Annotated in this window: 14 protein-coding genes; 8 read left to right on the top strand and 6 right to left on the bottom strand. The window is 63.9% G+C overall.

What is annotated here, in order from left to right; all coding sequences use genetic code 11:
* The first annotated feature begins 66 nt into the window (after positions 1 to 66).
* The 3 genes from chrA to KCN53_RS09325 all read left to right on the top strand — a co-directional run bounded on the left by chrA (position 67) and on the right by KCN53_RS09325 (position 3,236).
* A complete protein-coding gene (gene chrA, locus KCN53_RS09315) occupies positions 67 to 1,314 on the top strand; it encodes a chromate efflux transporter (RefSeq protein WP_082395458.1) in 1,248 nt (415 codons plus the stop codon).
* A gap of 120 nt (positions 1,315 to 1,434) precedes the next feature.
* Complete coding sequence (locus KCN53_RS09320) at positions 1,435 to 2,106, top strand: superoxide dismutase (protein WP_153876138.1); 672 nt, start codon at positions 1,435 to 1,437, stop codon at positions 2,104 to 2,106.
* Positions 2,107 to 2,147: 41 nt separating this feature from the next.
* Positions 2,148 to 3,236, top strand: a complete 1,089-nt coding sequence (locus tag KCN53_RS09325; protein WP_207790608.1) for a Cj0069 family protein — start codon at positions 2,148 to 2,150, stop codon at positions 3,234 to 3,236.
* Positions 3,237 to 3,299: 63 nt separating this feature from the next.
* Here the strand turns inward: KCN53_RS09325 and KCN53_RS09330 are convergent, their stop codons facing one another.
* Complete coding sequence (locus KCN53_RS09330) at positions 3,300 to 4,700, bottom strand: sensor histidine kinase (RefSeq protein WP_054725851.1); 1,401 nt, start codon at positions 4,698 to 4,700, stop codon at positions 3,300 to 3,302.
* Positions 4,681 to 5,349 (bottom strand): response regulator transcription factor, encoded by a 669-nt coding sequence (locus KCN53_RS09335; protein WP_054733083.1) that lies wholly within the window; start codon positions 5,347 to 5,349, stop codon positions 4,681 to 4,683. Before KCN53_RS09335 ends, KCN53_RS09330 begins: the two co-directional genes overlap by 20 nt.
* A 259-nt stretch (positions 5,350 to 5,608) precedes the next feature.
* Between KCN53_RS09335 and KCN53_RS09340 the strand changes: the two genes are divergently transcribed.
* The 5 genes from KCN53_RS09340 (at position 5,609) to KCN53_RS09360 (ending at position 8,689) form a co-directional block, all read left to right on the top strand.
* Complete coding sequence (locus KCN53_RS09340) at positions 5,609 to 6,490, top strand: DUF1259 domain-containing protein (RefSeq protein ID WP_054725847.1); 882 nt, start codon at positions 5,609 to 5,611, stop codon at positions 6,488 to 6,490.
* Between the two features lie 74 nt (positions 6,491 to 6,564).
* Positions 6,565 to 6,912: a hypothetical protein gene (locus KCN53_RS09345; RefSeq protein ID WP_054725844.1), complete on the top strand. Its 348-nt coding sequence runs from the start codon at positions 6,565 to 6,567 to the stop codon at positions 6,910 to 6,912.
* 72 nt (positions 6,913 to 6,984) lie between these two features.
* Complete coding sequence (locus KCN53_RS16250; protein WP_224199557.1) at positions 6,985 to 7,326, top strand: Rap1a/Tai family immunity protein; 342 nt, start codon at positions 6,985 to 6,987, stop codon at positions 7,324 to 7,326.
* A gap of 98 nt (positions 7,327 to 7,424) precedes the next feature.
* Complete coding sequence (locus tag KCN53_RS09355) at positions 7,425 to 8,348, top strand: LysR family transcriptional regulator (RefSeq protein WP_158514424.1); 924 nt, start codon at positions 7,425 to 7,427, stop codon at positions 8,346 to 8,348.
* Positions 8,349 to 8,380: 32 nt separating this feature from the next.
* Positions 8,381 to 8,689 (top strand): hypothetical protein, encoded by a 309-nt coding sequence (locus tag KCN53_RS09360; protein WP_054725841.1) that lies wholly within the window; start codon positions 8,381 to 8,383, stop codon positions 8,687 to 8,689.
* 15 nt (positions 8,690 to 8,704) lie between these two features.
* Here KCN53_RS09360 and KCN53_RS09365 read toward each other — a convergent pair whose 3' ends face one another.
* From KCN53_RS09365 to trbF, 4 genes are read right to left on the bottom strand one after another with little or no spacing between them, the layout of a single operon-like run.
* Positions 8,705 to 8,926 (bottom strand): DUF2274 domain-containing protein, encoded by a 222-nt coding sequence (locus tag KCN53_RS09365; RefSeq protein ID WP_054725836.1) that lies wholly within the window; start codon positions 8,924 to 8,926, stop codon positions 8,705 to 8,707.
* On the bottom strand, positions 8,923 to 10,146 hold the full coding sequence (locus tag KCN53_RS09370) for a TrbI/VirB10 family protein (RefSeq protein WP_088712620.1): 1,224 nt from the start codon (positions 10,144 to 10,146) through the stop codon (positions 8,923 to 8,925). The genes KCN53_RS09365 and KCN53_RS09370 overlap by 4 nt, the downstream gene beginning before the upstream one ends.
* The gene (trbG, locus tag KCN53_RS09375) at positions 10,143 to 11,159 is read right to left on the bottom strand and encodes a P-type conjugative transfer protein TrbG (protein ID WP_054725830.1); all 1,017 of its coding nucleotides are present in this window, start codon (positions 11,157 to 11,159) and stop codon (positions 10,143 to 10,145) included. Before trbG ends, KCN53_RS09370 begins: the two co-directional genes overlap by 4 nt.
* Positions 11,156 to 11,839 (bottom strand): conjugal transfer protein TrbF, encoded by a 684-nt coding sequence (gene trbF, locus KCN53_RS09380; protein ID WP_054725827.1) that lies wholly within the window; start codon positions 11,837 to 11,839, stop codon positions 11,156 to 11,158. The genes trbG and trbF overlap by 4 nt, the downstream gene beginning before the upstream one ends.
* Positions 11,840 to 11,844: the final 5 nt, after the last annotated feature.

Genomic DNA, 11,844 nt, shown 5'->3' on the forward strand with positions numbered 1-11,844 from the left:
GGAGTCAGCGCAAGGCACTCGGCCCTCGGCCGAGAGATGACTGTTATAGCTTGAGGAACGTGGTGAATGCAGACAAATGTACCGAGCGAGGCTGTAGGTTCTGCGGAAGGTCAAGGCATTTTGCCGCAGCTTTCGTATGCACAGATCTTCGCCAAGTTCTTGCGGTTCGGTTTCCTGGCATGGGGTGGCCCGATCGCCCAAATCGCCATGATCCGCCGCGAGTTGGTCGACGAGGAACACTGGGTCTCAAGTGCCAGGTTCAACCGCATCCTAGCCGTGTATCAGGTGCTCCCCGGTCCGGAGGCTCACGAGCTATGCGTCTTCTTCGGCACGCTTCCTAAAGGAAAGCTCGGCGGTCTTCTTGCAGGCCTGGGATTCATGATGCCGGGCTTTGTCCTAATGTTCGCGCTGTCCTGGCTGTATCTCTCCACCGGGATCATGCAGACTGCCGCCGCAACCGCGGCATTTCTCGGAGTGCAACCGGCCGTCATCGCCCTGATCGTGCGCGCCGTGCACCGGATTGGCGGTCACATCCTGCTCGACCGCTGGCTTTGGGGTATCGCGGGCGTCGCCGGCCTAGCGGCCCTCGTCGGCACGCCGTTCTGGCTCACCCTGCCGATCGCGGGCCTCGTCTATATGTTCGCGACGCGCCGTCAGCGGGTGACGGCCGGCCTGCTCATGGCCGTGCTCGTCGGGCTCGGGCTCTACTTCGCCTGGGTCACTTTCGCCGGTCCGGTTGGTGGAGATGCGGTCTCGGCGCAACCCGTCGCAAACCAAGAACCGTCGCTGCTGGATCTTTTCATCTCGGGCCTCAAGGCCGGGCTCCTCACCTTTGGCGGGGCCTACACAGTCATCCCGTTCCTGCGTGCCGATGCGGTTGGCAATGGATGGATGACGGATGCGCAGTTCCTCGACGGGCTCGCCCTATCGGGGATTCTGCCGGCACCCCTGATCATCTTCTCGACGTTCATCGGATATTTCGGCGGCGGCCCACTCGGAGCGATCGTGATGACGATCGGCATCTTCCTGCCGGCATTCAGCTTTTCTCTGTTCTTTCATGACCAGCTTGAACGGCTGGTGGACAACGAAAAGATCAAGACCTTCCTAGAGGGAATATCAGCAGCGGTCGTCGGGCTGATCGCCGCCACGACGCTGGAACTAGGGCAAAAGACTCTCGTGAACGTGCCCGGCGTGGTGATCCCGCTCGCGATCTTCGCCGTCGCCCTCGCGCTCCTTTACGTGTTCAAGGCCAAAACGACGATCCTGTGGGTTGTTCTCGCCGCGGCGGGGGCGGGCCTCGTCCTGTTCGGATGATCGCGACGCACCGTCACTCTTACGCAGCCTAATCAATCATATTGGAAAGGACCGAATGTGACGATCGACAATCTCTCCCGACGCAGTGCAATCGCAACCCTAGGCATAGGAGCCGCCGCCATGACGATCAACGAAGCCTCCGCCCGGACGCCGGTCGCCACGCCGTCGACCGTCCCCGCCTTTGCCGGCAACCATCAAATCAAGCCGCTCAAGTTCGATCCGGCCAGGCTTGAGGGCTTGTCCGAGCGATTGATCACGTCGCACCACGAGAACAACTATGCCGGCTCGGTCAAGACGCTGAACGCATTGCGGCCACGGCTGGCCGCCGCGCTCGCCGATACCGAAGCGCCGCCTGCCATCTACGGCGGCCTCAAACGCGAGGAACTGCACCGTACCGGCTCGGTGGTGCTGCATGAAATCTACTTCGACGGGTTGGGCGGCGACGGCCGGGCGGCCGGTTCGGTCCGCGACGCCATTGACGCCGCCTTCGGCTCGTTCGCGACATGGGAGGCGGAATTCCGCCGCACCGGCATGAGCCTTGCGGGCGGCTCTGGCTGGACAATCCTCGCTTACAACGTCCACACGCGCTCGCTCAACAATCATTGGGCTTGGGATCACATGCACGGCGCTGCGGCCGGCATACCGCTGCTCGCGCTCGATATGTATGAACACAGCTTTCACATGGATTACGGCACCCAAGCCGCCAGGTATATCGACGCGTGGTTCAAGAACCTCGACTGGGAAGCGACCGACCGCCGTTATGCGCAGGCGATCGCCACCGCCAGCGCCTGAGTTGGAGAGCGGCGATGAACGGGAGGCGAGTGAAGTCGGCCTTGACCACTTGCCCCAAGATCGGCCTGTTGTGGCGAACCGACCTCCCCACCAGCCCTCTGGACGTGCAAAGCGCGCGCCAGTGGCCGATCATGGCAGCGCTGCGTGAGTTGGGCGGTGAGGTCGAGGCGATTGGATATGCCGACGAGACGGCTGGTACAACGCGCGACCGTCTGCTGACGTGCGATGGCGTGATGGTCTGGGCCGACCCGATCAGCGACGCCGGTGACCGCTCAAGGCTCGATCCGATTTTGCGCGAGGCCGCGGCGGCGGGCGTCTCGATCAGCGCGCATCCCGATATCATCGCGAAAATGGGCGTGAAAAGCGTGCTTCACGCCACGCGGGCGCTGGGTTGGGGCACCGACACACACCGCTACGCCGATCTGGAGGAACTGCGCGCGCTGCTTCTTGAACGCCTGGCTTCCGGGCCGCGTGTGCTCAAGGAAAATCGGAGCAATGGCGGCCGGGGCGTGTGGCGGGTCGAAGTTGCTGACCGGGGGGGTGGCGCCCAACCGATCGTTTCGGTCCTTCACGCCGCGCGGGACAGCGTTCCGTTCAAGATCCCCCTCGATGCCCTGATCGCTCGGTTCGCACCCTATTTTGAGCGCGGCGAATGCCTCATCGACCAACCGTTCCAACCGCGGCTCGGGGACGGCATGATCCGCTGCTATGTGAGCGAGGGCACGGTCGTCGGTTTCGGCCACCAACTGATCCGCGCGCTATTGCCGCTACCCGCGGAAGGGGTCGATTCTCCGAAGGCGCAGCCGGGGCCGCGGGTCATGCAGCCTGCCGACGCCGGCGCTTTCCAGTCGCTCAGAGACGATATGGAACAGTCGTGGATTCCCGGGTTGCAGCACATCCTCGCCATCGAGCATGACGAGCTGCCGCTCCTGTGGGACGCGGACTTCCTCTACGGGCCGAAAGACGATCGCGGCTCGGACAGCTATGTCTTGTGCGAGATCAACGTCAGTTCGGTCGCGCCGTTTCCGCCCAGCGCCGTGCGACAGGTGGCGGATGCCGCATACCGTCGCGCGGTCGCGGCGCACGAACGCCGTGTCGCCGGCCGAGGAACCACGGCTTCGCCGGCATAAACGTTCGCACGTTCCGGGATACGTTAGTCGGTCGCTGGACCAGCGAAGCGCCTTTCGTCACGCTCAGTCAACTTGATCCAGTATTCGAGCCGCCGTCACCGCCGGTGCCCGCGGCAATCTGATTTCGACCGCCAGCCCTGGCTGGAGCCGCGCAAAGGCCAGCGCTCCACGGTGCAGTCGGGCAACGGCGTCGGCGATGGCGAGGCCAAGGCCGTTGCCGGATGCACGCCGCGCTCGGTCCAAGCGCCCGAACGGGCGCAGCATCTCGGAGACCTCGCAATCGGATACGCCGGGACCGTCGTCGGCGACCGCCATCGTCAACGTGTCGGCCTGCTCGGTGACCGAAACATCGATACGAGCGTGCTCACCGGAGTATTTGAGCGCGTTCTCAATCAGGTTGGCGAGCGCACGCGCCAGCAGGTCGGCGTCACCGGCGACCAGCGCTTCTCGCGCTAAGCTCACAGAGATGTTGCGGCCGGAAGCCTCGATCTCTGCACGATAGGCATCCACCACCCGGTCAACGATCTCTGCCAGGTCGATAGGCTGAAATCGCGCGCGCGCGTTACCGGCATCAATCTCCGCTAGATCCAGCACCGCACTGAACAGCCGAAGCGCCTCGTCCAGCCCGGCCAACGCCTCACCCAGCGCCGCAGACCTGAGCTCTTCATCGTGCTGTGCCAACGCCAATTCAACAGAGTGCCTCACCCGCGTGAGCGGCGTGCGCAGGTCGTGGGCGACCTCCGCCGACACGCGACGGATCGTGGCTACCAGCGTGTCAATCCGATCGAGCATACGGTCGATGGCCAACGCGAGTTGATCAAGATCGGTGCGCGCATCGACCGGAGCGCCGGTCCGCGCCGAGAGATCGCCACGCTCGACTGCTCGGACGGTAACGTTGATCCGCTTCATCTGGCGCAGCGTCTGCCGCGTGGCGAAGAGGCCTGCGATGATGCCGAACACCAACGCGATTCCGCCAGCGGTCAGAATGGCCCCGAAAACAGCGTCGCGGATTGCTTCGCTTCGCTCCATATCCTCTCCAACGATGAGAAGGGATCCATCGGGAAGGCGTCGCGTCATCGCCAGCAGATGGACGCCCTCGACGCCGGGTTGCGGCGGAGGCTGGTCGATAAAGTGCCAACCGACCTTTCGCGGTACAATTTGGATGTCGCCGATCAGCGTGCGTCCATCTGGCCCAACTAAATAATACTCGGGCGACCCCGGCCGCTCGGCCTTCGCTCGAATTATTTCCAGTGCGCGATCAAGGCCTCCCCGTTGCGCTTCGAGGGCGATCACGTGCGACTCCAGCTCGATGCGATTTCGAGCCTCGCGCTCAACCACCCCGCGCGTTGCGATCCAGCCGCCGAGCGCGCCGGCGACCATGCTGATGACGAGCAGCAGCGCGTTGAGCGCAACAAGACGGGACACCGTCGAGCGCAACAGCCGGCTAATCACTCCAAGCGGCATAGCCTTCCCCACGCACGGTATGGATCAGGGGGGGATCGTCACCGCGATCGATCTTTGCCCGCAGCCGACTGATGTGGCTTTCGACGAGGTTCCTGCCAGGATCGAAACGGAACTTCCACACGGTCTCCAGCAGCATCAACCGCGTAAGCACGGCCGGCGAGTTCAGCATCAGTAGTTCGAGAAGCTGGAACTCGCGTGGGATTAGTTCGATGGGCGTGTTGCCTCTCCGCACCGTCCGAGCGAGACGGTCGAGTGTCAGATCGCCCAGCGAGAGGATGCTGGGCGGGCCGGCCGCCCGGCGCTGCAGCGCTTCAACGCGCGCGACCAGTTCGGCGATCGCGAACGGTTTGACAAGATAGTCGTCGGCTCCACCTTCAAGACCTTCGACTCGTTGGCCCACGGAGCCTAGCGCCGTGAGCATCAGCACGGGTGCTACGACTTGGCGACGGCGCAGCTCGGTGACAACCGATAGCCCATCCATCTCTGGCAGCATTCGGTCAACGATCAGCAACGCGTGAGCACCGCTCACGGCGCGATCAAGTCCGCTTTTTCCGTCGTCCTCCCAATCGACGGCGTGACCGCGAGCACGCAGCGCTTCAACAACGGCGCTCCCCGTGTCCTCGTCGTCCTCGATCAGTAGTAGGCGCATAATGCCCGAGGCATCTCCTCTGTTGTTTGCGCCGACCATAGCCGCGTGCGAGCAGTGCCGACAGTGCGCCAATGTCGTTTGCCGACGGCTGCGTTCGCACAAGAGTTCGATCGCCTTCTAGTGCAGAATGCCGCCAGCGGACCTTGTGAATCTACAAGGTGCCTTGCGGTCGGCGCCGATGCATGAGTGTCGCAGCTTTGGCGTGCCCGAGGAGGCATCGACCATGATCTCATTATGCATCAGGAGTTGAAGCAAAACTATGCGGACGGTGCTGTTATCGGGGTTGGCCACGCTGCTACTAGCCGCACCTGCTTGGGCGGCACCGGACTGGGCGAAGGTTGACGCCGCGCTGGGACGCCCCGGCGTCGAGCAGCCGGACGGAGTTCGTCGCTACGGATTTCCTCGCTCCGACCTGCGCGTTGTTCTGGATGGCGTATCGATAGAGCCTTCGCTGGCGCTCGGCTCCTGGGCCGCGTTTCAGCCTATGGGGGACGAAGTGATGGTAATGGGCGATCTTGTGCTCACGCACGAGGAAGTGAACCCTGTGATGACGCGCCTTTTGCAAGGTGGATACACCATCACCGCGCTCCACAATCACCTGCTGCGGTCCGCGCCCGGCACCATGTACATGCACATAGCTGCGCATGGCGATCCGGTAAGGCTGGCGGCGGCGCTGCGCCAAGCCATTTCCGCAAGCCGCACACCGATCTCTCCACCGTCTCTTGGAGCGGGAGCACCGTCTCGCCTCAATCTAAACTCCGATGCTCTGGACGAGCTGATGGGAGCCGAAGGCAGGGTCAATGGTGGCGTTCTGCAATACAGTATTCCCCGTGCGGAGCGGCTCATGGATGGCGGCATGGTGACGCCTCAATCAATGGGAACTGCGACCGCAATCAATTTTCAGCCCACCGGCGGCGGCAAGGCGGCGATCACGGGCGATTTCGTCCTCATCGCGAGCGAAGTAGACCGCGTCCTTCGAGCGCTTCGAGCGAACGACATCGAAGTCACAGCGCTTCACAACCATATGTTGAACGACGAGCCGCGCCTGTTCTTCCTGCACTTCTGGGCCAATGACGACGCGGCAAAGCTGGCGCGCGGTCTCCGCTCGGCACTCGACACAATGAACAATCGAAAAAACTAAGAATCGGACGACGGCCAGTCGGGCCGCGACCGCCGCCCGTTCATCCCCCGGCCCCGAAGGAAGTGGAACGGAACATGGCTAGCAAACGAACTCTCGTCATCGGAGCCAGCGCTGCTGTGTTGACGGTGGCAGGCGTGGCGCTCGCGGCGCAGCAGAACCATGAGGCGAACGAGAACCGCATTATCGGCGAGCATAGCGAGAAGGAAGTCGCACTCGACCAGGTGCCGGTGGCCGCGATGAACGCCGCGCGCACACGACTCGCGTCTGTCCGCGAAGCCGAGCTGGTAACCAGAAAGGCGGACGGCAGCACGCTCTACGAGATCGAAGGCAAGGATCAGGCTGGCAAGAACGTGGAGCTGTTCGTTACGCCGACAGGCCAAATCCTCGGGAATGAAAACGACAGCGATGAGGATGGCGACTGAACTCTCAGTCGTCTGAATGGGCCTGAATGGGGGTAAGGCCCATTCTTTGAAAACACCATCCGAGGATCAAATATGTTTAGGACTGTCGGTTATTGCATCGGAGCGTGTGTATCATCCGTCGTGCTCGCTGCTTCGAGTTATGCGCAAGAACAACCGATTCACACAAACGGCTCTGAACTCGTTGCAAGCTGTCGCGCCAACAACCCAGCGTGCGGCGCATACCTTCAAGGCGTGCTGGACATGATGATAGTGGCGCGGGGTAGCGAGTGTGGGGCGCCGCGTTACGATCGGAATAGATTGCGTTCAGCCTATCTGCGCTGGGCAGAAGACAACAGCTACTTCATGGACGTTCACATGGTTGCTGGCGCCGAACAAGCATTGGCTGAAGCTTGGCCTTGCGCGCCGCGACGATAGGAAGAAGTTGCATCATCCCAATCGCTCCACAGCGGCGCTCAGATAGGAATTGTTTCTGGCAGGTAGCTGGTATCACCGAACGGAGTAAGGAGTTCTGCTTGCCATTTGAAATCCGCCAGCTTTGTTATGCTATCGCCGCGGCGGACCATGGTAGTTTTTACAGAGCCGCCCGGGCACTTGATATTGAACAATCGACCCTCAGTCGCTCCATCTCGAAGTTGGAGCGCTCGATCGGAATGTCTATCTTCGAGCGGTCGCGGGCTGGGGTCAAAACGACGCTGGCCGGAGCCGCGTTCATTCGTGGCGCGCGACCAATGGTGGCAACGGCAGATAAGCTAGTCACCATGATGCTCGCAGCCGGCCAGGGCCGCGCTGGCGGTCTATTGCTCGGGTACAATAGCTCGGTCTCCGCCGGCAATCTCCGGGCGACCCTCATTAGCTGGCGCGAGGCGCATCCTGACGTCGAACTGGAATGCGTCGAGGCTGATCGCAGCGTTCTGCTCGCTGGGCTCGACACGGGCGAAATCGACGTAGCGATCCTGATGGGGACGCCCAGCCACAACGGATTTCGCTGCGAGCCGCTATGGAGCGAGCGGATGCTAGCCGCGTTGCCCGCCTCGCATCCGTTGGCTAGACGGGACATAATTCACTGGACGGATCTTCGGGGCGAGCACTTCCTTCTGCCCGCGGCCGATCCCGGCCCTGAAATCCGCGACATGTTGCTTGGCAGACTTCCAATCTCGGGCGGTAAGCCTGACATCCGAATGTCGCGGGCGAGCCGTGAGACCGTGCTGAGCATCCTCGGCGTCAACTCGGGTGTTACCATTGTCTGCGAGGGATCGACCGGAGCGACCTATCCTAGTGTCGTCTATCGGCCGATTCATGGCGAACAAGGACCGGCACTGACCGGATACTCGGGTTGCTGGCGAGACGACAATCGCAATCCAGCGTTGCGGCGCTTTCTTGGATTTATCAAGGCCCGCTATGCGCTCTCTTTTGATTTCTCGCCAAGATTCCAGTAAATTAGGCGGCCAGTCGGTGGAGTAAATTTTTGATGTCGCAAGGCAGGACCATCATCATCGTGCTTGTCACTTTGGTCATCGGCTTCGCAGGCGGCTTTGTCTTGCGGCCGGTCATCGCCCCCCTTAGCCAAACAGCCGTCGCCGTCAGTCCGGCCCCGGCCGCGCCGCAGCCGACCGCAGCGCGCGGGACGCAGTATTTTGCGGCCAATATCGACGAGGCTCGGCAGATCGTAGCAGCGTGTCGAGACGGTTCGGTGCGCGGTGATGAATGCGCCAACGCCGAGCAGGCAGTTATCGAGGCCGATAGCCGCGATCGCTTCAAGCGTTTCACCGGCAACTGAGAAGCCGGGAACCCCTTAACTGCCTTGCGCGCGGTGGCGACGAAAGCCGCGGTCGGTGTCCATGAAGCGCGCAAGCATAGGCGCCACCAGCTTTTCAGGCGGCATAGGTTGCTGGCCGGTCTCCGCCGCGAGCGCGGCGGCGTAGGCTACAAGATCGCGGTGGACCCCGGCGGGTAGCTCCACCGTCAGTTTGACAGGCCGATCGTCCACCAATGGCCCCAGCTTCAATTTCGTCATCGTGACGCTCCCAAAGGTTCGAGCACTAGGTCGCGGGTGATGACCACGCGCAGCGGATGGCCCGGCCGGATGGTAAGGGTCGGCTGCACGTTGAGCTGCCGCCGAACGATCTGCTGGCCGGTCTGATTGATCGTGTCCTGCGAGCCGCGCCGTAACGCGCGGGTCAAGTCATCCTCGCTGTCCGCGCCCAACTCGGCGCCGACGCCGAGCAGAGTCGAGACGGCCGCCGCCCTGAGCAGATTGCCCCAATGCTGATTCACGCGATCCTGTAGGCCGGCGAACCCAGCGCCGTCCGCGCCTGGCTGGCGCTCGAGAACGATCGAGCGCCCGTCCGGCATGATGAGCCGGTCCCAGGCGAGGAGAACACGGGTCTGCCCGGCGGTGATCTCGCTGTCGTATTCGCCGATCAGCCGGGCACCTTGCGGGATGAGCAAGATGCGGCCTGTCGGGCTGTCATAGACGTTCTGCGTAACCTGCGCCGTTATCTGGCCGGGAAGATCGGACCTGATCCCGGTGATGAGCGCGGCCGGGATGATGCTTCCGGCCTGCACGATGTTGGGCGACGGGGGTGCGATCAGCCGCTCCGCGCTCACCGTTCGCTGGTTCGAGGCTTGCGCCATGAAAGCGCGCCGGCCAGCTTGATCGCCCTGCGCTGCGCTCGCCTGCTGCGTTAGCTGCGCGGCTTGGTCGGGCAAGATCAGCGACGGGGCCGGCGCCGTTCCGGCGTTGCCCGCGTTGCCGCCGAGGAATACGCCACTCATTCGGGCAGCGTCACGTTCCTGCTGGGCGCGCTGGCGCGCAGCCTCCTCGGCCTGCGCGCGCGGATCGGGTTGGGCCGGCTGCGTGCCGATCGGCGGCACGGGCACGTTCTCGCCGCGCTGCTGGGCGGACACGATCGGGCCGCCGAGGTCGCCGGGAAGTGGTGGCCCAAGGCGCGGCGCTTGAGCATAGTCCCTCGGTCCCGAGGTGATGGTCTCGGCCGTGGCGCGGCTCTCGGTGTTGTAGAGTTCTTCCGCCTGCCGTTCACCAGCCGGTTTGAGCGCGTAGATCAGCGAGCCGCCGATACCGAGGCCGGCGGCCACGCCTATGACTGTCAGCGCCTTGCGGGACAGACGCATGACGCGGGGCGGATCGCGTCGAAGCTGGAATGGCTTTGGATCGGCGGGAAGGGGCTGCGGCGCGGCCGGCTCGGCGGAGGGAATGTCGGTGCGATCGTTCACGGCCGCCGCTCCCGTCCGTCGTCGCGCACGATGCGGACGCGCTGTTCATTGCGCCGATCGCCCAGGCGCAGTTCGGCGGCGGCGAACAGCCGGTCCACCACCATGTAGCGGCCCTGCACGCGATAATTGACTAGCTCGGCGTCCCCGGCCGCGCCGGTAACGAACAGCGGCGGCATCTCGCCCTGCGAGATCCCCGCCGGAAACTCGATGAACACCTGCCGGGAGTCGTCGAACGCACGAATGGGACGCCACGGGGCGCGGTCGCCCTCGATGCGATAACGGAAATTGAGCGAAGTCACATCCACGCCGGTCGCGGCCGGCGCGACCGTCGCAGCGGCGATGTTGCCGCCGCGTAGCGCGATGAGCTGATCTTGCGGGTAGGTCCACGACACTGAGGCCATGTAGGTCGCAGGTGTCGCGCGCAGCTCCAGATGATAGGTGCGCCGATCGGTGTTGATGACGAGGTTGGTGGCGAGGTCCGGCCTCGTCGGTTTGACGAGGATATGCACTCGCGCTGCCGGCCCGCCGCCGCTGATAGTATCGCCGATGATCCAGCGCACGGTGTCGCCGGCTGCTACCGGCCCCGGCCCAACGAGCTGCTCGCCCTCCTGTAAGGCGATGTCCGTCACTTGGCCGGGCGCGGTATAGATCTGATAGAGCGCGCCGTCCGTCCAGGGATATTGCTGGATGGCGTTGAGGAAGCCGTCACGGGCCGGCTGCACCCGCGCGGCGGCGTTTGCATCGCCGACGCGCCTACGGGGATCGGCAGGCTCTGACACGCGAGGGGCATCCGGCAATGGCTTGAGCTGACCGGGAAGCGGCAACGGTTCAGGAATCGTAACGATCTCCACCGGGCGCGGCGGCTCGGCGGCCGGCGTCGCGGCGACTTCGCGCGGTGGATCGTCATATGCGATAGCGGGCGGCCGAGCGGAAGTAGTGGCACAGCCGGCGAGCGCGGAGGCGGAAACGAGCAGCGCGGCGGTGACGGCGCGCCGGAAGGGAATGCCGATCATTGCGACAGCTCCTTTGACCAGTTGAGGGCATTGACGAACACACCGAGCGGATTCTTGCGGAGTGCGTCCGGCGTGCGAGGCGGCTGCACGACGATGGTGAGGATCGCCGACCAGCGTTCGGTGGCGGCGAGGCTGCCGTCCTGATAGCGTCGCTCCGTCCAGGCGACGCGGAAGCTGTCCGGTGACGCGCGGATGACGCTTGATACGTCCACCGCCACCTGCACCCGCCCGACGTTGGCGAACGGGTCGTTGGCGCGAGCGTAATCGTTGAGCGCGACCGCGCCCCGATCGGTGGTGAAGTCATAGGCGCGAAGCCAGTTCTGACGAACGATGACCGGATCGGCCGGCACGCTCCTGACTTGCTCGATGAAGCGGGCGAGATGGAACGCGATCTGCGGATCGGTCGGGCGATAGCCGGCCTCGGCCGGCGCGACCGCCTGCGCCTCGCCGAGCCGATCGACCTGCACCACCCAAGGGACGATATGGCCACGGGCCGATTGCCAGACGAGGCCGCCAGCCAGGCCGCCCGAAAGGGCGAGCGTGCCGAAAAATGCGAGACGCCAGTTCTTCGCCTGCACGCGCGCCGAACCGATCCTGTCGTCCCAGGCTTGGGCGGCGCGCTGATAGGGCGTGGTCGGTTCGGGGGTCTGGCCGTAGCGGATGGTCGGTCGTCGGAACATGGCAG

Source organism: Pacificimonas aurantium (assembly GCF_020092905.1).
In the GTDB taxonomy this organism is placed as follows: Bacteria; Pseudomonadota; Alphaproteobacteria; order Sphingomonadales; family Sphingomonadaceae; genus Pacificimonas; species Pacificimonas aurantium.

Coding starts and splice junctions, on each gene's coding strand:
- KCN53_RS09320 (WP_153876138.1), top strand. CDS start 1,435: ATGACGATCAACGAAGCCTCCGCCCGGACGCCGGTCGCCACGCCGTCG.
- KCN53_RS09345 (WP_054725844.1), top strand. CDS start 6,565: ATGGCTAGCAAACGAACTCTCGTCATCGGAGCCAGCGCTGCTGTGTTG.
- KCN53_RS09365 (WP_054725836.1), bottom strand. CDS start 8,926: ATGACGAAATTGAAGCTGGGGCCATTGGTGGACGATCGGCCTGTCAAA.
- KCN53_RS09360 (WP_054725841.1), top strand. CDS start 8,381: ATGTCGCAAGGCAGGACCATCATCATCGTGCTTGTCACTTTGGTCATC.
- trbF (WP_054725827.1), bottom strand. CDS start 11,839: ATGTTCCGACGACCGACCATCCGCTACGGCCAGACCCCCGAACCGACC.
- KCN53_RS09330 (WP_054725851.1), bottom strand. CDS start 4,700: ATGCCGCTTGGAGTGATTAGCCGGCTGTTGCGCTCGACGGTGTCCCGT.
- chrA (WP_082395458.1), top strand. CDS start 67: ATGCAGACAAATGTACCGAGCGAGGCTGTAGGTTCTGCGGAAGGTCAA.
- KCN53_RS09340 (WP_054725847.1), top strand. CDS start 5,609: ATGCGGACGGTGCTGTTATCGGGGTTGGCCACGCTGCTACTAGCCGCA.
- KCN53_RS09335 (WP_054733083.1), bottom strand. CDS start 5,349: ATGCGCCTACTACTGATCGAGGACGACGAGGACACGGGGAGCGCCGTT.
- KCN53_RS16250 (WP_224199557.1), top strand. CDS start 6,985: ATGTTTAGGACTGTCGGTTATTGCATCGGAGCGTGTGTATCATCCGTC.
- trbG (WP_054725830.1), bottom strand. CDS start 11,159: ATGATCGGCATTCCCTTCCGGCGCGCCGTCACCGCCGCGCTGCTCGTT.